Origin of the sequence: Shinella sp. CPCC 101442, assembly GCF_024704725.1 — a bacterium.
Lineage (GTDB): Bacteria > Pseudomonadota > Alphaproteobacteria > Rhizobiales > Rhizobiaceae > Shinella.
The window spans coordinates 671,533-693,486 of sequence record NZ_JALIQS010000002.1; the positions used below are offsets into that span (position 1 = coordinate 671,533).

The 21,954-nt window shown below is 57.8% G+C and carries 18 protein-coding genes; 9 read left to right on the forward strand and 9 right to left on the reverse strand.

The genetic code is table 11. From position 1 onward, the window contains the following. Positions 1-195 precede the first annotated feature (195 nt). Entirely contained in the window at positions 196-1,221 is a 1,026-nt protein-coding gene (locus MUO32_RS08525; protein WP_257947781.1) for a LacI family DNA-binding transcriptional regulator, read from the reverse strand. A gap of 352 nt (positions 1,222-1,573) precedes the next feature. Between MUO32_RS08525 and MUO32_RS08530 the strand changes: the two genes are divergently transcribed. From MUO32_RS08530 to MUO32_RS08555, 6 genes are all read left to right on the forward strand, one after another. Next, a complete protein-coding gene (locus tag MUO32_RS08530; RefSeq protein WP_257947782.1) occupies positions 1,574-2,587 on the forward strand; it encodes a Gfo/Idh/MocA family oxidoreductase in 1,014 nt (337 codons plus the stop codon). 12 nt (positions 2,588-2,599) lie between these two features. Next, the gene (locus tag MUO32_RS08535; protein ID WP_257947783.1) at positions 2,600-3,559 is read left to right on the forward strand and encodes a sugar phosphate isomerase/epimerase; all 960 of its coding nucleotides are present in this window, start codon (positions 2,600-2,602) and stop codon (positions 3,557-3,559) included. Between the two features lie 5 nt (positions 3,560-3,564). Beyond that, positions 3,565-3,963: a transcriptional regulator gene (locus tag MUO32_RS08540; protein WP_257947784.1), complete on the forward strand. Its 399-nt coding sequence runs from the start codon at positions 3,565-3,567 to the stop codon at positions 3,961-3,963. Between the two features lie 94 nt (positions 3,964-4,057). Then, positions 4,058-4,393 (forward strand): hypothetical protein, encoded by a 336-nt coding sequence (locus tag MUO32_RS08545; RefSeq protein ID WP_244760235.1) that lies wholly within the window; start codon positions 4,058-4,060, stop codon positions 4,391-4,393. Between the two features lie 69 nt (positions 4,394-4,462). Continuing rightward, positions 4,463-5,203, forward strand: coding sequence for a trans-aconitate 2-methyltransferase (locus MUO32_RS08550; protein WP_257947785.1), 741 nt, complete (start codon positions 4,463-4,465; stop codon positions 5,201-5,203). Between the two features lie 370 nt (positions 5,204-5,573). Beyond that, positions 5,574-5,804, forward strand: coding sequence for a hypothetical protein (locus tag MUO32_RS08555; RefSeq protein WP_257947786.1), 231 nt, complete (start codon positions 5,574-5,576; stop codon positions 5,802-5,804). 502 nt (positions 5,805-6,306) lie between these two features. On the opposite strand, the gene MUO32_RS08560 is transcribed toward MUO32_RS08555, so the two are convergent. The 3 genes from MUO32_RS08560 to MUO32_RS08570 are packed head-to-tail and all read right to left on the reverse strand — an operon-like array spanning position 6,307 to position 9,156. Continuing rightward, positions 6,307-8,232 carry an NERD domain-containing protein gene (locus MUO32_RS08560; RefSeq protein ID WP_257947787.1) on the reverse strand — a complete coding sequence of 642 codons (1,926 nt, stop codon included), beginning with the start codon at positions 8,230-8,232 and terminating at the stop codon, positions 6,307-6,309. Positions 8,233-8,272: 40 nt separating this feature from the next. Then, positions 8,273-8,650 (reverse strand): hypothetical protein, encoded by a 378-nt coding sequence (locus MUO32_RS08565; RefSeq protein ID WP_257947788.1) that lies wholly within the window; start codon positions 8,648-8,650, stop codon positions 8,273-8,275. Then, entirely contained in the window at positions 8,647-9,156 is a 510-nt protein-coding gene (locus MUO32_RS08570; protein ID WP_257947789.1) for a hypothetical protein, read from the reverse strand. Before MUO32_RS08570 ends, MUO32_RS08565 begins: the two co-directional genes overlap by 4 nt. A 961-nt stretch (positions 9,157-10,117) precedes the next feature. On the opposite strand from MUO32_RS08570, the gene MUO32_RS08575 reads away from it, so the two are divergent. Both MUO32_RS08575 and MUO32_RS08580 read left to right on the forward strand, forming a co-directional pair. Then, positions 10,118-10,984, forward strand: coding sequence for a DUF429 domain-containing protein (locus MUO32_RS08575; RefSeq protein WP_257947790.1), 867 nt, complete (start codon positions 10,118-10,120; stop codon positions 10,982-10,984). 99 nt (positions 10,985-11,083) lie between these two features. Continuing rightward, on the forward strand, positions 11,084-12,262 hold the full coding sequence (locus tag MUO32_RS08580; protein WP_257947791.1) for a hypothetical protein: 1,179 nt from the start codon (positions 11,084-11,086) through the stop codon (positions 12,260-12,262). 43 nt (positions 12,263-12,305) lie between these two features. Here the strand turns inward: MUO32_RS08580 and MUO32_RS08585 are convergent, their stop codons facing one another. Genes MUO32_RS08585 through zorA form a run of 5 tightly spaced genes read right to left on the reverse strand, consistent with a single transcriptional unit; the run spans position 12,306 to position 20,553 of the window. After that, the gene (locus MUO32_RS08585) at positions 12,306-13,094 is read right to left on the reverse strand and encodes a hypothetical protein (RefSeq protein WP_257947792.1); all 789 of its coding nucleotides are present in this window, start codon (positions 13,092-13,094) and stop codon (positions 12,306-12,308) included. Positions 13,095-13,113: 19 nt separating this feature from the next. After that, a complete protein-coding gene (locus MUO32_RS08590; protein ID WP_257947793.1) occupies positions 13,114-16,212 on the reverse strand; it encodes a DEAD/DEAH box helicase in 3,099 nt (1,032 codons plus the stop codon). Between the two features lie 8 nt (positions 16,213-16,220). After that, positions 16,221-17,528 (reverse strand): EH signature domain-containing protein, encoded by a 1,308-nt coding sequence (locus MUO32_RS08595; RefSeq protein ID WP_062371681.1) that lies wholly within the window; start codon positions 17,526-17,528, stop codon positions 16,221-16,223. Then, entirely contained in the window at positions 17,525-18,523 is a 999-nt protein-coding gene (locus MUO32_RS08600; protein WP_257947794.1) for an OmpA family protein, read from the reverse strand. Before MUO32_RS08600 ends, MUO32_RS08595 begins: the two co-directional genes overlap by 4 nt. After that, positions 18,523-20,553 carry an anti-phage ZorAB system protein ZorA gene (gene zorA, locus MUO32_RS08605; protein WP_257947795.1) on the reverse strand — a complete coding sequence of 677 codons (2,031 nt, stop codon included), beginning with the start codon at positions 20,551-20,553 and terminating at the stop codon, positions 18,523-18,525. The genes MUO32_RS08600 and zorA overlap by 1 nt, the downstream gene beginning before the upstream one ends. Before the next feature lie 434 nt (positions 20,554-20,987). Here zorA and MUO32_RS08610 point away from each other — a divergent pair, with 434 nt between their 5' ends. Next, the gene (locus MUO32_RS08610) at positions 20,988-21,932 is read left to right on the forward strand and encodes a metallophosphoesterase (protein WP_257947796.1); all 945 of its coding nucleotides are present in this window, start codon (positions 20,988-20,990) and stop codon (positions 21,930-21,932) included. The last annotated feature ends 22 nt before the right edge of the window (positions 21,933-21,954 follow it).

Consider the following 21,954-nt stretch of genomic DNA (forward strand, 5'->3'; position numbering starts at 1 on the left):
GGCAGCTAGCCAAGTCACTGAAATAATTTTATCTATTCGAAAGACGAAGCAAGAATGATGTAAATTGCATCGCAAATTTGCGGCTTTTGAAGTGCGAATGCCGCATCCCAGGCGAAATGGCCGGATATGGCGACCATCGCCGGTGGACAGCTATGTCATTTCGGTCGACACCAAAGGCATGCGCTCCGAGCGCCCCTACAGGCCGCAATTGTATCGCGTGTGAACGAGAACCTGGGAATAGCCCGGCTCGCTGGTCACGCCATTCAGATTGCTCTTGATCCAACGGGCCGCCGCGGTGAGTTCGGCGGCGAAATCATGCGAAATGACATAGTCCATCACCCCGGACTCCAGCAGCGCGCGGGAATGGACGGACAGTTCATGGCCGACAAACACCGTTTCACCCGCCTTGCCGGCATTTTCCAGCGCCTTGGCGATCCCGCGATTGGCGCCGGCCACATTGTAGATTGCTGCAGGATGCCCATTCGCCTCGAAATATCGCGTCAACTGTTCGCATGTGCTCTCCGGTCTTTCATCCGAGATCATGCGCTCCTCGATCTTCAGATACGGGAAATCGGACCGCAGAACCCGCCGAAAGCCCATCTCGCGCTCCTGCTGGCAGCGAAACGGCACGCTCATGACAAGCAGGATGCTGCTGTTTTCCTTCGGCAGGGCATTGCCGATCAACAGGGCCGCAACGCTTCCGGCGGCGTACTGGTCGTTGCCGACATAGGTGCTTCGTCGCGAACTCGGCAGGTCCGTCGTCAGGCAGACCACCGGCCGGCCGATGGTCCGGAGCTTTCGAATGGCCCGGTTGGTTGCCGGATGCTCCCGGCCGATGACGACGACGCCATCCGCCTCCCCGCCCTCCTGCTCGATCCGCCGCGCAAAGGCGAGCGGTTCGGCATCGCTTGTCGTCACATACACCCCTTGTATGTCGATGCCGGCCTGCGTGCGATTTACCTCCGACACGGCCGCCGCCATGGCCGCGTTGAATGTCTCGCCGGACTCACAGAACAATCGGATGAGGACGGGGACGTCGCTGTCGGCGCTCTCATGGCGAAGTTTTTCAAGCGCCGCGAGAACCCGTGCCCGGGTCTTCTCCCGCACACCACTGCGGTTGTTGAGCACCCGGTCGACCGTCGCGGAGCCCACAGCAGCGATCTTGGCGATCGCATGAACCGACGGCCCCTTCCATGTTCCAGGCTTCACGGGTTTTGGCATTTTCCCCTCACGGTCTGATGCAATTCAAATCAGTGAATCGAATGGACGCATGCTCGACGCCCAGCGTATTAAGACCTTGCCATGGATTTGTGCGCTGCGAAATATTTGATGCAAAAAACATCGAATTCCGCCCGTCACTGCCGTTGAATGATGGCATTTCAATCCAGATAATCCAACCGGTCAGCTGCAGAAAGCTCTTCACGTTCGACGCCGGCATGGCTTCTCAGCGACGCGTGGGCTGCTCAAGTCCGGGCCCAATCAGCAAGGCTCTCAACGTGCACCGTCTGGCGGAAACGCGCCCATGGCGTCCCCCGCCGCTGCGCTTACACGCTTCGAAAACAAGGAACTTGGAATGTCCGTCAGAATTGCAATCATCGGCGCAGGTATCATGGGTGCCGACCACGCACGGATCGTCTCGGAGGATTTGCCCGGAGCCGTGCTGCAGGTCGTCTGCGATGCCTCCGAAGCGCGCGCCCGTGCAATCGCGGAAGATTGCGGTGCAGCCGATATCTCCACCGACCCGCTCCGGACAATCCGGCGCGACGACATCGACGCAGTGATCATCGCCAGTCCGGACGACACCCATGCGCCCCTCTCGCTTGCCGCGATCGAGGTGGGAAAGCCGGTGCTGTGCGAAAAGCCTCTATCGCAGAACTCCCGCGAATGCCTTGCGGTTATCGACGCGGAAGTGGCGCGCGGTCGTCGCTTCGTTCAGCTCGGCTTCATGCGCCGCTTCGACCCGTCCTATCGCGACATGAAGGCAGCCCTTGCAGACGGCTCGCTCGGTCGGGCGATCATGATGCACAACACGCACAGGAATGTCGAAGCGCCGGCGAACTTTACCGGGCAGATGGCGATTACCAACTCGGCCCCGCATGAATTCGATGTCGCCCGCTTCATGCTCGATGCCGACTATACCGCGATATCCGTCTTTCAGCCGACAGGCGTCGACGCCTCGAAAACCGGCGCTCCCGTCTTCATGGTTCTCGAAACCGACCGGGGCCAACTCGTCAACATCGAGGTCAACAACAACGCCGCCTATGGCTACGACGTACGTGGCGAATTGGTGGGTGAGCAGGGGTCGATCCAGCTCAGTGCCCCGGTCCACACGCGCCGCAACGGCCATCTCATGGCGTTCGAACACTATCCGCCTGACTGGCGCCCACGCTTTGCGGAAGCCTACCGCCTGCAGAACAAGGCCTTTCTGAATTTCGTACGAACCGGCGCGTTCCCCGCGATCGCTTCCGACAGCTGGGACGGCTACTGCGCCACCCTCGTCGCCGAAGCCGGCGTCGAGGCGTTGCGAACGGGCAAGCGCGTCAGCCTCGACACGATGGTCAGGCCCTCCCTCTACAACGCTCGATAAGGAACTTCCCCAATGAAACTCGGTTTCGTTTCCGACAGCCTTGGCGGCCTGTCTTTCGATGCCCTCCTCGACAATGCCGCGCGGCTTGGCGTTTCAGGCGTCGAGGTGAACACGGGCGGCTGGTCCACGGCCCCACATTTCGATCTCGAAGCGATGAAGCACAGCGCGGATGCGCGCCGGCACTTCACCGGAGCCTTCCAGGACCGCGGCCTTGAGATCATCGCGCTCAACGCCAATGGCAATCCGCTACACCCGACCCAGCCAGAGCAGGCTGAATGCCTGAAGGATACGATCCGCCTCGCCGGAGACCTCGGCATCAAGACCGTCTGCACCATGTCCGGCCTGCCGGCTGGCAGCGCGGGCGACCTCATGCCGAACTGGGTCGTCTCGTCCTGGCCGCCGGAGACGCAGGAAATCCTGCGCTACCAGTGGGAGGAAAAGCTCCTTCCGTTCTGGACGGAGATCGCCGCTCTCGCAAAAGAATGCGGCGTGGAGCGCATCGCGCTTGAGCTGCACGGCAATCAATGCGTCTACAATGTCCCTTCGCTCCTGAGGCTGCGTTCTGTCATCGGCCCTGTCATTGGCGCCAATCTCGACCCTTCCCATCTGTTCTGGATGGGGGCCGATCCATTGGTCGCCGCCGAGGCGCTCGGCGAGGCCATCTTTCATGTGCACGCCAAGGACACGATGCTGAATGCCCCGGTCCAGGCGACGACCTCGCTTCTGGAAAACGGCTCGCTGATGAACATTCCCGGCCGAAGCTGGTCCTATGTGACGCTCGGTTTCGGCCATGGCGAAGCCTGGTGGCGGCAGTTCTGCTATCGTTTGACGATGGCAGGCTATGACGGCTGGCTTTCGATTGAGCACGAGGACGTGCTGCTCAACAGCCTCGAGGGACTGGAAAAGTCGGTCGCACTCCTGAAGACGGTCATGCCGGTCGCGGCAAGCGATTTCAAACTGCAGGCGATTTGACGGTCATGCCGTCGAAAACCGCGGCTCCGCAAAAGGTGCGCCCGAGACAAAAGGCACCGCCGGAGAACCTCTCGGAGTTGAAGGAGCGAATCGTCTACGGACAGCTGGCGCTCTCCGAGGATTCACAACGTCTCCTCGGGGTCGCACTTGAGGATCCCGCTCTCATTGCCTTTGGAACCGTGGCCTCCGTCGCCCATGCGTGTTCGGTCTCGATGGCGACGGTGGCGAGAACGGGTCGTGCTTTCGGATTTGGAGGGTTCCGAGACTTACGCGCCATTTTCAGGACCTACATTCGTCACCTTGGTGGCGGCGCGCCCGACTTTTCCCTCCCCACCGATACTGTTGCAAATCCGCAAGGTTTTCGGCGCTTCGACGGGGACAATCACAAAGTTCTTCGCGAGTGATTCCCCTTTGACGCGGGCTGCGCTATGGCGAATCGAGGCTCGCTTTCGAGTCGCCCTCCACACGGCCGCACCGAAGTCCAAGGATATGGCACACATGAACTCCCGCATTGCAATTCTGGCAGGCGTCGCGCTTGCTCTCGCCGGATGCACCACCGCTACCATCGCGTCCAACCCGCTGCAGGCCCGCTGGAACGGCAAGACCGCTGGCAGCTTCTTTGCGGCCTATGGCCCGCCGCAGTCCGATACCGCGGGCTCGGGTGGTTCGACGCTCTACAAGTGGCGTGGCGGCTTTGCCAAGGGCAAGTCCTGCACGGTCGAGCTCACCGTGAGCGAGAGCTACAAGATCATCAACATCCGCGCCGTCGCCGATCGTCCCGATCCGAAGGGCGGCCCCTCGCACTGCGAAAAGGTTCTCGACGCCGCCAAGTGAACACGGCGCATCGATCGATCCTTTGATGGCCGTGCGGAGACGCGCGGCCTTTTCATTTGGAGGACTGAGATGGAAGACGACCGCCTTTACCACGACCCCGATCTCGCCGATTTCTACGATCTGGAAAACGGCTGGGCGCGGGCGCCCGACTTCGATTACTGCCAGGCTCTCGCCAGGGATGCGAAAAGCGTGCTCGACCTTGGCTGCGGCACCGGCGAGCTGGCCGCGGCGCTGGCGGAGGGCCGCATGGTCGTCGGCGTCGATCCGGCGCCCGCCATGCTGGACATCGCCCGGGCAAAACCCGGCGCGGCGGAGTTCATCGAGGGCGACGCCCGTACGCTGCGGCTCGACCGCCGTTTCGACCTCGTGCTGCTCACCGGCCATGCCTTCCAGGTCTTTCTGACGCCGGAAGACCGCCGCGCGGCGCTCGCCACCATCGCCGCCCACCTTGCTCCCTCCGGCCGCTTCATCTTCGATAGCCGCAACCCAGCCTGCCGCGAATGGGAGGAGTGGGGGCCTGAAGAATCCCTCCGTCTCGTCGAACATCCGCGCCTCGGCACCGTCTCCGCCTGGAACGACATCGCCCACGACCCCGCCACCGGCATCGTGACCTACGGCACCCACTACGAAATTCAGGCCACCGGAAAACGCCTCTCGGCAGCATCGCGCATCGCGTTTCCGGACAAGGCCGAACTGGAGACGTTGATCGGCGAGGCAGGCCTGAAGGTGGACCGCTGGCTTGGCGACTGGGAGGGGAATGCGTGGCACGAGGGGGCGAAGGAGCTTATTCCGCTCGGGCGCATCGCTTAGAAGAGCGGGGCGGCGGGGCGTCTTGAACACGCCCCGTTCACCCTTCCGCGCCACGGTCCGGCTGCGCGTGTTGAACTGCATGCAAGAGATTTCCGCATCCCTGACCGAGTAGGGGGCGGCGAGGCCGTCGCGGTTTGGGTCTGACAACCCGACAGCGCCCGCCCAGCGACGGCGAGCACCAGCCGTTGTGTTTCATGAGATTCTTTATGTGCGGAATTACTGACGCGCAAACCGTGGTTGGGCCGACCGCACATTGCAAGAGGCATCTCACTCGCCACCTCGCCAGCCGGACGATTCGCCGGCATGCCCTTGCCTTCTTTTCTTAGCTGGTCTTCATTTCGATGAAATTCCACCATGGATGGTTTGTTTGATGGATACATTCCGTGCCATGGCCGCATTCGCAGTCAGTTTCACAATAGGGCTACCCTTGGCGGTCTGGCTGGTGTTCGAGGGCAGCGCGGCGTTTGGCATCGGGGACGGCGGTTTTGGCGATCTCGTCTGGCTTCTTCCTGCGTCCCTAATCGGAGCGATTGTATTCGCTCTGATCGGGACAGGCCTGATCGAGAAATTTTGGAGCCCGTCAAAGGACGAATCCGAATAACTAGATTGGCCTAGGCACTATTTCGGTTTGACACCAACGGCGGACCAGATAGCGCTGCGGGCCGTTAATGTAGAGGTCCAGATCGTTCCCGCAGTCCTGCCGTGATGAGAGATGGTGCACTTTGATGCAGTGCGGAAAAGCCCATGTCGGGCATTCACGCGACGGCAATACCAAGCTTTTCCAGCTACTTCTGAGAAATTGATCTTATTGAGAAATAAAACCGTGGCTGGGGCGCCAGGATTCCCAGCTAGGGATTTCGCCCTTTTTCAAGCCATTGAGAAGGTTAACAAATCCTGATCACCTAAAATGCTTGTACGACACTCTTGTACGACATTCCGGAGCGGCAGTCCGGAGGAATCTTCACACACGGAAATTATTTCCGCTTTGGGTCCAATTGCGGACTGCAGATGAAATCAGAGGAAGGCGGCTTGGAAGGGCAGGATAGAGTTGGATAGCTCGACCCTTCAGTGACTGATTGGACCAATCTTTCCGGTTAGTTGCATCAAGAAAAGAAAGTTCGCCTGTCCTCAAACACCGGCCAAGCCCTGCCATAGTCGGACAGTTGTGGTGCCGAGCATACGACGGTTAGAAAGCTGCCTTTACCGTCTTCATCTCGTTTGAGTCGTGTAATGGCGGCATAGGCCGCGGCCATGTCCTCCGGGCTCATCGCGTGGCCGAGATGCAGCACCAGCACTCTGGCTTCCCAACCTTTAAAGCTGTGCAGAGTCGTAGCCTTTACGCGGGGCCGCCCAAGAAAGAATGCCATCTTGCGACGATTTTGTTCTCCTTTGCTTTCCGCGAAGGTGTGGGCGCTGGAAATGCCCCAAGGTTCCCCATTAAGCCTGTCCACGACCTGCCTGCCGATCTCGTGTGAGCTGCATAAGAAGGTTATATCAGTGTTCGACAGTCCATGATTAGGTCCCGTGAGCTTCATTATGCTCAAGACCGCATTCAAACAGGCGTTGACGACCTCTTGATCATCACATTGAATCCATTTCAGTGCGCAGGGGGATATTCCCAACTCCCGCTGTTCGGGCTGCGGAATGATACGGGTATCAGGTGGCAGAAACAGCTCCGCGAAATTTTGGCTGAGCGACAGGAGTTCCGTAGGCAGGCGGTAACTTACATCGAGCTTGGCCCAAGCGCCCGAAAAGCCCGCGCGTGTCATTGCCGCCTCTGTCCAGCTTTTGGCCGTGCCGTATAGGTCCTGCGACGTATCCGCTACGAGAACCATTTCTCCGCCCTCGCGCAGCGCCCGTCTGAGCGCGTTCCACCACAAAGGCAAATAGTCTTGCCCCTCGTCTACAAGGATCGCATCGTACTTTTGGTCTTCCGGGGCACCCGCAGCCGCCCGCAACGCGAGTTCCGGTACCTTTTGATTCAGGATCGGCGGCAGAATAGGGCGCAGCCGTCGCGCCTCTTCCCGTGGCTGAAGATTCTGGTTCTTGATCTTGGTGATCGGACGCATGATTTCCACATACTCGTTGGCGAAGCCTGAGTTCCAACAGACATTGCCGCACCATTCGTGGAAATGGGTGAATGTCAGCCGCCCGGGAGTCTTTCCCCTTTTTCGTTCTCGGACGACAAGGTCACGAAGGTAGTGCCAAAGTGTCATGTTGTAAGTGACGATCAGGACATCCTTGCCCTCGTCGATAAGCCTGGCGGCGCGGGCGGCCAAGACGAGCGACTTCCCCGATCCTGCAGGGCCGCGAATCCGTCGGTACCCGCTACTGGTGCGTGTCTCGGCAAGATTGCGTTGTGCCGCGTCCAACTGTAGCGGTCGACGCTGCTCCCTTGCGAAGTCGGGCTCAACCAGCCACCCTCTCAAGTCGTCGGCCAGCTCGGGCCGCATGTATCCCTTGCCTTTGCGTTCGAGCAAGGGCGCTGCCGTATTCACCATCTCGCGCGCCAGTTCTTCACGCCCGACGATGGGCCAGAACTCCGCCCGCCGTTCCTTCTCATTGTCCTTCAAGAAGTGGGCCTGGAGTTCCCGTACCAGGTCGGAATCGGCCATGGGGAAAATCAGCCCAGCGTTGATCGCGCCAAAGCCTGCCTTTTGTTCTAGGCGCGGGCAGTAGACGTTAAAAATTGCCTCCTTGTAGCGACGTATCTTGTCGAAGGGGTTTTCGACTTTGAAACTTCGGCCATCGCGCGGCGTCGCCCATAGTTCCTTGTAGCCCTTGTGGTATTCCCTGACCTCGTAGCGCATCGCGTCGAGGTTCCAGTCCTTGACCTCGTAGATGCCGATCCCAATGTCCGGGTTGAGGAGCACGAAATCCGGGCGCAGACCGTTGAAATGCGGCTGGGTGTAGATTTCCCACTCGGGCGGCAAAAGCTTATCGAAAAAGTCCAGGGCAATTTTCTCGCCTGCCGTCAAGGGCTGACGCAGATGGCCGTGCTCGTGCCGGGGTGGCTCAATCCTTCTCATCAGTCCTCTTTCCCCAATAAACCTAGTAGCGCATTGAGATTTATTCTTCTTGAGAAAACATCTTGTTACGAAGCTTCTCGTGGAAGCCATCCTCTACCTCAAGCACCCCACCTTTCTGCAAGATTGCCAATGCCGACCCAGGCTGCAGCATCTGGCTCTGCTTCAGAGCCCTCTCTGTTGCATCCATGATCGCATCAACATGTGCGACGGAAGAGGCTGCATAGGCTGCCAACCTCGACGACAGCTCCTCAGCAACCACCGCTGAGGCTGTCTTGCCGGAGAGAACCGCAATAAGTTCGAGCATCACTGCTACCTTCTCGCCCGGACGCACATTGACCATGGTGTAGTCTTCCGCGCGAATTTCGGCCTGTGCCTCTCCGATGTCCTCGATCACCTTTGAAAGGATACCCCTGCTCATTTCTTCAATCCTTTCAGCTTGCTTTTGAGGCCAATGAACGTCTCGCTGTTGAATGCGTTTTCCGGGGCGTCAGGCTCCGGCATGCGTTCGTGCGGAGAATTGAATTCCAAGATGCTGCGTAGCAGATGGCGGCAATCTGAACCGATCGCATCGTAGACCCAAGGCTGCGCCAAGGCGTCGTAACTGGCTTGCTCATCCGCGGTCAGGGCCAGAAGTGCCCGGGCATCATCGTCCTGAACGCTCATCAATTCGTCCCGCAAGAAGTCATGCAAAAGCACATTGATCAGCGTTGACCTGGTCACGTCCTGCTGATCGGCAAGCGCATCTAGCAAGAGGATGTCATGCTGCCTGATCCGAATGTTGAACTTTCGGTCGCTCTTGATCTTCTTGGGAGGTGTCTTATCCACAAGTTCTGAAAGGGATTCCGGCTTTATGCGGATGGTAAACTCTCCATCCAGAACCGTGCCCTGGCGGACAGGAAAAGTTCTCGAACGCTGCTCGGTCACGACCGCATCCTCCTCGTATTCGGGTAGACAGTGATCAGGGTCTCGCCCTCCATGACAACCGATGCCCCCCCTCGCCTTGCCAGCCGCTCCAGAAGTTTCAGTTCGTTACGCTTCTGCTGGAGCAACGACCCAAGAACCTTTTGGGGAAGCTCCAAGCGGTTCCCCCTGCCATTCCATTCCCCCAGCTCGAGAATCGTTCCAACGACATCCTTGGAAAGGCCACGTTGACGCATTCGATCTTCAGCATGTTTTGTCAGCATGTTTTGTCAGCATGTTTTGTCAGCATGTTGATTTCCTTTTGCAAATCCTGGCCTTAATTTATATGAAATCTTGGCTATGTCAATAGCCATTTTATGGCTATTTTTCACTTGTCATAAATGGAGAGGCTATGCTGGTCCCCGCGGACACGAAACGACCAAAGCTTGTTCTGCCGGCTTTGAGTCGGGGATAAGAACAAACACCGCGGACTCAACTTCATCGCCGGCCTCATCTCGACGGGCGACGCAAGGCTCCGACTCGCTGTTTGCTCCAACTGAAGAAATGGCTGATTTGCCCACACAGTGATTGCTACCGCGCGAGCAGGAACCACGTCACGCGCGCCGCAAGGTCTCGCAAGGGGTGCTGTCCTCGCTCTATGGCTAATCTCAGTTAGGTGCGATACCGCGCGCATACCAATCCGCGCGACCGCCGCGATCCTCGCCGCACAACGGATGTAATCCTGCCGCCACTGCATCCATTTCAGGTGAGTTCGGGCCGAAAGGGGGATCGCCCGCATGTCAGAAACATGGCTATTGTCGGATGCAAGGATGGGCTAGCGTACTCGCCGTTGATCAAGCCAAGAAAGCACTTAGGTAGATGGAACGTCCAACACCGGGAAACTCGTAGACCTCGACGCCGCGGTTCCCGCTTAGTCTTTGCTCCAAGAGTTTGTGTCCGAGACCCAAGCCCCATGAGAGGAATGATGAACCAAGAATGGGATGCGGCGACCGGCGGCACTCGTGCAGCTGTCATCGGCATAGACGCTGCGTGGACTTTGACACAACCGAGTGGCGTCGCGCTCGCCGTCCTAATTGGCGATGAATGGCAGCTTCGAGCAGTAGCTCCGTCGTATCAACGCTTTCAGGCTTTGGCTGACGAAAGTCTTGTTTGCGAACCCAAGCCTCTCGGAAGAGCTCCGGATGTCAGTGCACTTCTCCAAGCTGGGAGGAAATTGGCTGCAGCGCCGATCGACATCGTCGCCGTAGACATGCCCCTGTCAAATTCTCCGATTGTCGGCCGGCGCCGGTCGGATGATGCGGTATCACGAGCCTATGGCAGTCGGAAATGCAGCACGCACTCACCGAGTGACATTCGCCCGGGCATCATCAGCGACACATTGCGCGCGCAGGCCGAAGGTGAGGGCTACGCCTTGGCCACCGAGGCAATTTTTCCACGAGCTCTGATTGAGGTTTACCCTCACCCCGCCTTGGTTGAGCTCGCTTGTGCGGTAGAGCGGTTGCCCTACAAGGCGCAGAAGGCTCGGAAATATTGGCCGAGCATCAATGCCCAACAACGGCGAGAAAATCTTCTCTTTCAATGGCACGAAATTGTTAGTCTGCTCGAAGCCAACTTCTCCGGCGTTGGGCGAATGTTGCCGCCGATCGAGCCGAAGGCGAGTGCGGTGGAGCTAAAGGCCTTTGAAGACATGCTGGATGCAATCGTCTGCTGTTGGGTTGCCATCTGCGCACTTCAGGGACGCGCGATCCCATTTGGAGACGACACCTCGGCAATCTGGATTCCGACACCACTTGCCTCGATGAAAAACGCAACCCCTGTTTTGGGGAAATAATTTCCGCATGCCGCGTCCTATCTGGACACGCTGCCTACCTGTGCGCCATCTTTGGTTACATTCAAATCGATCATCTAACGGAAAGGTGGAAAGGCGAGCGTGACGGGCCACAATCACTATAGCGACTGCACCTGCGGCTGGTGCGTGAATTACGGCCGGTCAAGAGCGGCGCTTGCGGACTACACGCAGAGCTTTCGCGAGCGTGATGCTCGGCTTCTTCTAAAGCAGCACGGAGCAAATTCGTTATCGGGATGCTACGTCAACCCCAACGCACGTTGCCCTCGCTGCGGCGAGCCCGTTTTCTTCTACGCGAACGCTGCGGGGAGCCGCGTCTATTTCGATGATCTCGGCCCCCCTTGGCCAAAACACCCGTGCACGGATACCTCCCGCGCGTCGGTCTCGGTGGCCACCGGGCCAGTAAACCGGCTAACGCGGCGCAACAAAGGAGAAGTAAAGGAATTACTCAGCGCGTCCAGCACCGCGGGCCTCTCCAAGTTCCGGACGTTCGGCCGGCGGTACGAAGGCGAGTGGACACTTGTTGTCGTCCTAGCGGTCGACCGACGGGGCCACGAAAATAAAGTTGAGGGCGAGTTCCTGGACTCCGAGACGAATGAAGCATTCAGGTTCACCTGCCACTCGGAAATGCCGCTGTTCGAGGTCGGCGAGTTTATCAGTGTCAATGGCGATCGAATCTCGTTTGTAGAGCGAGAGACGTTGCTGCCTGTGGTGTTCACCGCGGACACATGGGTTACTCCTGCGCCGGCACGGTCAACGGTAGAGCGGCCCGCGACCATACCGCGCCCAGTCTCCCAGCCAGCTAGTAGGTCGAACCAACCGCAACTGATCCGGAAGAAGCAAAAGCCAAATAGCGCTAACGGTTCGAAGTATGACATGACCAAGGCGGAGATGGTGCATTTCAATAACAAGAAGGTCAAACTTGCTGATTTATTCGGCAAGCTGGAGTCAGTCGTAAGGACGTACGCCAGAGAAGGAACGAGAAAGCCGAGAGATGTGGCCGTCCGCCTCAACGCACAAGGCTACAGAACAGCGTCAGGCTCAAATTGGACGCCCCGTCTCGTCTATTTCTTGTTGGGCTTAATGTTCAATGACAAGCCGACAGCACCCACAGACAACGAACCGCATGGCAAGACCCGGCAACCTGCGAAACCGAGGCCAGACGCCACTCCGATGGCAGCGTCCGGAGAGATGTCTGTAGATGAAATCGCGAGCCGTCTTTCCCGCATTGGAAGGGTTGTGAGAAGCGAATCCGCCGAGTGAACGACGAGACCATTACCATAATCAAATACAGCCTTCGGCTGATTCACCTTCGGATGTGAACCCTGTACTGATAGGGTGCGCCTTCTTCGACCAGTACACGATCCCCGGGCCCAGCAGCGTTATGGCGGAAGAACGATCCTATCCAGCCCCTCGCTCGGAAAAACTTCTTCGATCCATCCAGATCGGTGACAACCAACGGACCGCCATCCCACACGATCGATATCTCACGAGAGGCACTCTCTGATTTGTTCGAACCACCCACGGCACCCTTTGGAAATCGATCAAAAAACTCACGTAGATAAATGTGATTGTGATCGATGTTGCCTTGGGTAAGAACGCTTTCGCCGATTTGACGCCACACAGAGTCCGGGTGCGTGCCATTTGCTTCCAGGTTCATCACCGGCGCCGGCTCCGGGAGGGGTTCAGCTAGCGCTGCAATCTGATCCCTAATCGCCAAGCTTACGCTTTCGCTTAACTCGACCCAGGTCACGGCACCGTTCGGATGCTTGTAACGCACTGGTGAGGGAAGCCTTATGACGTCAGCCAGAAACCAGGGCCTGTTCCACTTACCAACAGCACCCGAGCGAATCATCTCTTCTGGAATACGATGGTGTTCAAAAGCCTCGATCATCTCCTGCGGGCTCATAGGACCGCCGGCGCCGGCCAATCGTGCAATACCGTAGACACTCCCCATCCCTTTCCAGATCAAGCCAAACCACCCGCGGTGGCTGGTTCCGGTGGAGCGCATCTCCCAGTCCTTCTGGCCGCTCAAGATCAAACTGATCCAAGGCGCATCGATGACCAGCCCTTTGTTCACCCAAATATCGTTCATGAAAATCTGCCATTCTGTATCAATGGATGGGGTAAGAGCCGTCAGCTTCTTGGGGCGGCAATTCCAGCTCGTCGCGAGCGAACATGGCTTCCATAGTCTTGCCGAGGGGGTCGGCCTCCATGCCTAGCCGCTCGGTCGCCATGCCCTTCTGAAGGCCAGCAACGTCATCATCGACGTCACCCATGGGCCAAAGTGCCGAACTGGCGAGCCGCCGTTTGCGCATCATCAAGCTTTGGAGGAGGCAGTCGAAAGACTGCTCCTGATAGCCTTCATGAATGGCCATAGGCAAATGCACTGTGACAGGTCGCGTCTGGCCAATCCGGTGTACGCGATCGTTGCACTGTTCCTCAACTGCCGGATTCCACCATCGAGATAAGTGGATGACGTGGGTCGCCGCCGTTAGCGTCAGCCCGGTGCCTGCTGCCTTCGGACCGAGAACTAGAAGGTCGAACCCCTGGTCGTCATCCAGATGGCGCTGGAACCGGTTCACAATTGCCTGACGCTGAGGAATAGGAGTGTCGCCGTTGATGAGGTCGACTCGCGGCAGACCTAATTCACTGCGAACCAATTCAATGAAGCGATACTGCATCTGCCTGTGCTCGATAAAGACAAGGGCGCGCTCATTATTCGCTTTGATGCGCTTCAGGATATCCATGGCAGCCTGTAGCCGCGCAGACGATACGACGAACTCATCGTTACTTGCCTTGATCTCCAGCGCCGGGTGGACGGAAACGCTGCGAATGTGATGAAGCATTTTGAGTTGCGCGCCCATGCCTCCTCGCGCAAGCTTCAGTCGGGCATCGTCATATGCCAAGGCCTGAACAACCGGCATCAGGCGGGGATGAATACGACGGGATTTGGCGGGCAGATCGGTTGCGACCGTTTCCTTCAAGCGGCGGACTGCAAGAGGCGGCGTGCCGCCACGGGGCAGAAAAACCCTGCCGTGCAGCTCGGCCATGTTGTCTTCCTCTGGCTTCGCATAGCGTTGACGGAAATCTTTGAGGCTGTCGAGCGATCCCGGTGCCAGCTGGTCCATGATTGCCCAGAGGTCAACAGTGGCATTCTCGATAGGTGTACCGGTGAGGCCAATTCGAAAATCAGCATTGATCGAACGGGCAGCAACTGCGCGGAGGCTAACAGGGTTTTTCAAGGCCTGGATTTCGTCAAAGACAACGGCGGAAAAGGGTATGCGAGCCAGCGAATGCTGATAGTTCGTCAGCGTCGTATAGGTGGTGAGAAGCCAGTAGCGATGCGCCCGCCCCTCTGCCACGGCTTCATGCAGCGCGCCCAAGTCAAGCTTGGCCTCCCCATCGTCCGTGTCCTTTCCCTTCGCTCCCGTCAGCTTGCGTCCACCGATACTCGACCCATAGAGGCGGATCAGATGACCCAGCCCAGGCTCGTGCATGTGTCGGGCGACTTCCTGCTCCCAATTTTCGAGAAGGGATGTTGGCGCAACAACGAGAACAGGCCCTCGGCTCTGGGCTTGAGGACGAGCGATCACTTCCTTGAGCCAGGCCAGGAAAGAGATGGTTTGGAGAGTTTTGCCGAGGCCCTGTTCGTCGGCATTGAGGACGCCCGGCAATCCGACCCGCCACGCGCCAACCTGCCAGCTGAAACTCTCCTTCTGATGCCCTTTCAACGGCGTTCGAATGCCCTCGGGTAGAGTTTCCGGCAACTCAGACATGCGCGGCCTGAGCTTAGCGAGCCATTTGAGATCGTCGTAGTTCACTTCGGTATCGAGAACGAATGGGCCCACCTTTTCTGGTTTTGCCTCATCCTCGCCACCGTCGTCAGCGTCTCCCGACACCATCCGCTCGTCGATTAGCTGCAACATTTCCGGTCGAGCGGGGACCTCCAAATCCTCGAAGTCGACGGTCGGCCTTCCAGCCTCAATTGCTTCCTGGACGCGCTCGCGCAGGGTCTGCAGCTCGGCAGTGCCCTGCCTGTCGAGGATATCGATTAGGCGCGCGCTGAAATCTTCCGGCAGCCAGCTTGTCCCGCTATCCTCGAACTCGCCGAGACCCGGCTTTTCATACTTGACGACGCCAGTAACCCGTTCGGAAAATTCCCGGGTTTCAACAAGTACGGGACCAACCGCTGCCTCTATGGCTTCCTGCTCGGCCTGGGGCGACAAACCATCCAATTGCCCGGAAGAACGGAGCTGCGCCTCCATTGCTTCCGTTACTCGTGGCAAGGGATTACGGATGAAGGCGCGCCGCTCCTCGGGTGCTGCCTTCTGCATTTCAGCCATCACGGCAAGGGCCGGTGACGCTGACTGTTCTACCACCACGTAACGACCAGGAGATAATCGATAGGCGGGCAGGGCCCCCCTTCCCCTCACCAATGTCTGAAATCGCTGCAGGTCTAGTCCCTGTACCTCGCTCATGGACTCGGAAACCTCGGCGGCTTCAGAAGCGCTACCATGCACCTCCAAGGTATCACCAGAGAACGGCACCACGTCGAAGTCCGCCTCCCCTTTTGGCGAGAGTGAGAAGCGGTCGACGAGACGCACCTCCAGACCGCTCAGAAAATCTGTCATCGAGATACGCGACGCCTCGTCCGAGGCTCCGCTGACGGCACCAGGATCAAGCGCCTTGCGGAAACGTCCTAGCGCCTCCCAATCGGCGGCGTCGTTTCCATCCGGCCGGTAGGCGTCGGCGATGGCGATGGCGTCCATCATCCACATAGGAATTCGTCGCAAACCGTTTGCGGTTTCCAGAATGGCTCCAGTTCGACGTGGCATTTGCCGTTGGCCATTGCGCGACCATTCGTACCTAAGACGGAAACCTGACGAACCGACAATTCCCTCCGCATCGGTCTTCAGCGTCATCTCTACCAAAGGCGGCAGACCGAGTACTGCGCCCGTTTCACCGCTGACGGACGCAGCGATGCGATGGGACATGACGATGCGATCAGAATCGATCGAAAGCTGTTCGCCGAGCGTGTCCGCTGCCGCCCGTAGATCGGCAATAGCATAGGCCAGTGAACGTTCGTCGGGACTCAGGTTCTGAAGATCAGATTTAACACTACGGCGCACCAACCGGTGCAGTAGACCCGCGCGCTCGTTCTTTGCGGACAGAGTGATTGCATCTGGAGAGAAAGAAGCTTCCAAGTTCATTTTTTCACCTAGATGTGTTCCAAGACCCAACTCTGCCAATCGCCGTTGTGCGATTTCGCATTGGAGCCGGGAATGAACCTGATTGCTTCACAGTCATATCGCCACTGGTAGAGCGCAGGCGCACGCTGGTTGGACTCGTCGAAAATGTGGACCTTATAGCTGTGAGAGCCCTCAACGACGATCTTCCTGCCGATCTTCAGTATGAGCAGTGATGTATTCGCGCGACCGTAGCCTGCCGTTTGAACGCCAAATCTCAACGTCCCCTTACCTCCCGCCCCGCGTCGCCTTGCCTCTTTCGCGGCGGAATCGCTGAAAGCAACCCAGGCTGCATCGATACGGCCACGATCATGCAGGCCGAGCCAAAATCTCCTGCGAGGCTCCCACATGTGGCTGTCTTCCACCTCAGAGACGACATCAAGGAAGAACCGGATGTTCTCGCCCGTCAGCCAGCGCAGGATAACCGCCATCCTGTCTTCCGGTACTGCTGACCAAACGCCGCCACGCTGGACACGAGGATCACCGTAAATGCCGATGATGTTCTCTGTCAGGTAGCGTAGGTCATCGGGCTTCGGAGAATGCTTGACCCAGTGTCCAAGCAGAGCCGAGATCGCTTCGCCGGCGCCGGTCGTCTTCGCCTCCCTGCCCTCCGGCTTCAGCCACTCGATCAGCCGCTCCATCTCCACTCGCTGATCGAGATGCGGCTCGATCTGCTTCACATAGGCTAGGTGGACGGCATTCATCAGACCAGGTGCATGAGGGCTGCGAATACCAAGCTTCTGTAGGCCGATCCAGAGATCGTCCATCAGCACCATCTGTCGCGCGACGGCATCGGCCACTGCATCGGGCGAGAGCATCTCGGGGATGGCATCGAGCATCATACGCCAGCGAGCTCCGAGACGCCCTGCCGCTGCCGACAATGCACCGGCCAATTGCCACGTATGTTCCGCCTTGGCATCAAAGCTGTCCATGTAGATGGAGAACATTCCGCCGAGAAACCCCGCCCGTGTCGAGGCGCGGGTCTCGCTGTAATAAAAATCTCGCATCTCCGCCAAATCAGGTCTAGTGCGACGATCCTCGTCGAACAACGCCCTGCCAGCGCTTGTAATCAGCGAGAGCTTCGTGTCCTCCCAGCTATTATTCTCCAGTTTGTCCCGAACAATGGCCACGAGTTTTTCACGGTCTTTCTCGGGTGGATTGGCGACGACGTCCGGCCAACGGGATAGAATTCGCTCTGTCCTAGATGCAAGTGAGTTCAAAGCCGGCAAGGCGGGCCTGACGAACTGACGGTTCTGGGAGAGGCTCTTGCTGAGGGTCAATTCGCGATACCCCGGGAGTTGTCTTGACTCAACGCCTGACGAATGCGGTCGATTTCCGCCGACTGGCTAGGCGTGTACATGATGATTCGCAGGTCGACGCGGCGGTTCGTATCTCGTCCCTCCTTCGTCGAGTTGTCCTTAACCGGACGCATTTGGCCGTATCCGGCGACGGACAAAACTGGTTGATTTCGGAAGTTCAGAAAATCGACTAGCTCACCGGATTTGCCGAGAATTGTAGAAAAAGTGCTGTTTGCGCGATTAGTGGACAGGGCCAGGTTGGCCGTAAAATCCCCGGTTGAGTCGGTATGTCCTTCAATCTGCAAAGCTTCAATAATCGCATTGCCTGGATTACATTCGGCCGTCCACTTCGAACGCGGGCCAATCGTATAGCAGGGCAAAATCTGCGATAGCCTCGTTGCGACAGTTTCCACGATTGCCCTCCGGTCGGGGCGCAACGTGGATGATCCGGTTGCAAATAGGCCGTCGCCCTGAAAGCGCAAAGCGTCGGTCTCTTCACTGATAACCACCTCGAGATCAGGAAAATCAATCTTCAGCTGATCGCGTAGAGTTTCGAGAATTCGTCGTCTCTCGATCGCCGACGTGGCTAGGTAGGCTTCCAGTGGGTCAACTTTCCGAAGCTTTTCAAGCGCCTCTCTTAGCTCTTTGATCTCGGCCTGCAGCTTCGCGATCTCAGCCTGTAACCGCTCGATCTCCACCTGCTTCCTGTTAATCTCCTCCTTGAGGTTAGCGATCATCTTCTCATGAACAGCGATGATTGTCTGCAGTCGGACTATCTCCTCTTGCCCGACATTCCTTTCTTTAATGACATCCTCATGTATAGGCCTGGGTACCGTGTCCTTTTCGCTATATTGCTGGGCGAAGTAAGCCAGCAAAAGGATGATGATGAAGAGGAAGCTGACAGTCATGTCCGTCATGGACACAAATGCGCTCTCCTCCTCTTCCTCTTTGTAACGCGTCCGGAAACCGCCGCGCATCAGGCTCTCCGGGACTGCGGAGCGAATTGCTCGGCCTGTTCAACGATTTCACGCATGGTGTCGAGCGCAGGATTTAGCCTTTCCTGCAGATCGCGCACGTGACCGAACATGCCCTGGACGGACTTCTCCACATTTTCCGTGTAGAGATCGAAAGCCTGGCCGAGCTTTCCATCCATTTCATCGAGGCGGTCGCCCTGCCCCTTCAGACGTTCCAGCATCACAGAGACACCGCCCAGCGCGTTCTCGATGGATTTCGCTTCCGCCTGGAGGATTTCCTTCGCAGCAGCAAGAGCAGAGGCAGCGGACCCGGCGGTCGCCTCCGCAGACCTCGATACGGTGCTCGCCGCGTGTTGCGTGCTGTCAGTAAGTTGCCGGATCGAACCTTCCATGCGATCCACGACGGCCTTCACGGGGGTGACAGCAGCCACGAGTGAGCTTGCCGCCCCATTAAAGGTACCCGCAGCCTTTTCCGAAGCATCGGCACCAGCCTTCACTCCGTCGGCCATGCGCCGCATGTCTGACGTGCCGTCATTGAGCTGCTTGACCAGACCTTCGAACCTGTTGCCTATTTCAGCCAGAGGAGCGAGCAAGCCTGCGCCGGCTTTCTCGGAAACCTCTTCCGCGACCCGAGCAATCTCCGCGCTGGTGCGGCTGAACACGTCTGCAACGTCCTTGCCGGCATCGCCGATAGCCGAGCTCACCTGCTGACCTGCAAGTTTCATGCGTTCCTGCGCGGCTTCTGTTCCTGTTCGCGCTGCGGACTCGATCTCCTGCTTGAAGGATTCGGCCGCCTGGCGCATGTCCTCAGCCGCTGCCGACATGGCGCGCGCACCTTCGCCCGTATTATCGCGAATGCCCTCAAGCGTACGGTTCATGACCGCAAGGAGCTTCTCGGCACCTTCGTTAAACGTCCCCCCGGTTACCTCGGCCGTATTAGTGATAGCCGCACGGAGGTCTTCCACAGCTTGGGCGACACGCTCCGTAACGCCTTCCATCTCCGAGCCTATCCGCCCCGAGCTTTGATCGAGACGGTCAGCAAGCAACCCAAGCCTTTCACCTGCATCCGAGATTTTCTGGCTAGCCTCGGTTAGCGCAATACCGATTGAATCCGTAAGCTTGTCCGAAATTCCGGACACCATATCTCCCACGCCCTCTGCGCCGAGTTTGCCCACTCGCTCTACGATCGGTGCCATTGCACCGGCGATCGAACTCTGGATTGCCGCCGGGAGCTCCTCTCTCAAGGGACGGCCAATCTCCGCGACCAACTCCATCCCAATCAATCGGAAATGCTCCCGCTGTTCCCGGGTTGCCTTCAGCTGTTCTGTGGCAAGGGCCTCCAGACTGATGTAGGTGAGACGCTGCTCAATGGCGGCACATAGTTCATGGATCGACTGCTCCAGTCGCCCGTAGATGCTTCTAAGAAGAATCGTGAAGACGATTGAGCAGAAAAGCCCCGTCAACGACATAATAAACTTCGCCGAGGCCACAGAAAGCAGCTGTCGCATGACACCGCTATCGATCTCTGCTCCTTGCGCCATCGTAGAGAGAGCGGCGATCAACCCCAGGAACGTCAGAAAAAGGCCAACCGAAACAAAGAGGCCGGGTACAATGCGCCAGAAGCCAACCCCAAAACCCAAGTCCTCTGGATTGAGAAACATGGACGGTCGGACGGCATTGCGAAGCACGACCTTGCCGTCTTCTTCGTGAGGTACAAGCGTCTCCTTGTACTTGTCCCACGCCGCCGCCAGTTGCCGGCGGTATTTGTTTGTGCTGCTTTCCTTGATTGAGGCGGACAGAACGTCAATGTCACGGCTGAAGTCAGCCCCCGTAGGACTGTTCTGAATTTCGCGCTTGAGCCATTGAACTGCTTTCCGGCGCTGAAAGACTTCCCGAAAGAAAGCGGCAGTAAAAATCACCAGAAGAACGACAATTCCCAGAGCGACGATACCCGGAGCAGCCGCGTCCTTTACAAGATAATTCGCCGCGCCAAGAATCGAGGCAACGACGAAACTTCCAATTTCCTGAACCACTTAATCCCATCCCCAACCACTACCCATGAGCGGTAACGGATTGGAAACTATTAGAGGCACGGCCGTGCAATCAAGCACACCCAGGCGGTTTGGCCGAAACTCCACAAAATTGAACTGCGATGTGATTTATTTTCCACAACTTGCGAAAGAGTGGCGAATCTCCGTTCGGAAGTGTGTGAGGCCGGAGATGCCCATCCGGGACGCTCGCGCAGCAAATCTTCGGCGTCCTGCATACTGTTGCAATACGGAAATGATTTCCGTGTGCAGTTCTTCGCGAAACACAGCAATGAGCATCACAGGAGTTGCATTGCCCTCGTTGGGCCGATTGAATCGGCGATACCGATTCTGGGACCAATTGCATGACCAAGCTATTTACGCCGATGAACTGCATAGATGATGCCAAGGCGTAATACCTAGCTAGCGAGGGTGTTCGTTTGCTACAAAACCATTCACATATCGACGTCATTCCCGACATTCACGCTGATCTGGATCGCCTAACAAAAACTCTCACTTACCTCGGCTATCGGGAATCAGCTTCATGCTGGGCACATCCTGAGGGCCGAATTGTCGCCTTTCTCGGGGACTTCATTGATGGAGGGGACCAAAACTCCGTGGTGATCTCTCTCGTGCGCGCAATGCAACTGCACGGTCACGCGATAGCGATCATGGGCAATCACGAACTCAACGCGCTACTCTATCATGAGCAGGGCGAAAATTCGGAGCGCACTAGCGACGGGTTCATGCGGGCTCACACCCTAAAGAATACCGCACAGCACGAAACGTTTCTGAAAGAATTTCCAATAGGCGCACCTCAGACGCAAGAAGTGCTCGATTGGTTCATGACGCTGCCACTGTTTATCGACCTGCCCGGGATCAGACTGGTCCACGCATACTGGGACGATCGTCACATCGACACTATTCGACGCCGAACCGGCGATGCGCGTTTGAAGCGAGATGATTTGCAGGAGTTGGCGTTCGAGACGGATGCCAGTCCATTCGCGGACGCGGTCCTATCCAGTCTAAAGGGGCCAGAGGCCGAGCTGCCGCACGGCCATTCTTTCACGGACATAAAAGGACATACCCGCACCGCGATCCGGCTGAAATGGTGGCAGGCAGGCGTTCGCACGTGGCGAAGCTCTGCGCTGTCCGTGCCTCGTTCAGACGACCTTCCGGATACGCCTGTGATCGAAAGTGGCGGGATCAACTTTTATGGCGCGGAGGAAAAACCTGTGTTCTTCGGGCACTACAAAATGCTCAGTCAGCCTGAACTTGCTGCACACAATGCCCTCTGCCTCGACTACATAGAAAGGCCCTGCGCGTATCGGTGGAATGGAGAGCAGTTGTTAAGTACGGACAATCTTATCCTGGTGCCCAAATAACAACGACAAAGACGCATCCAAC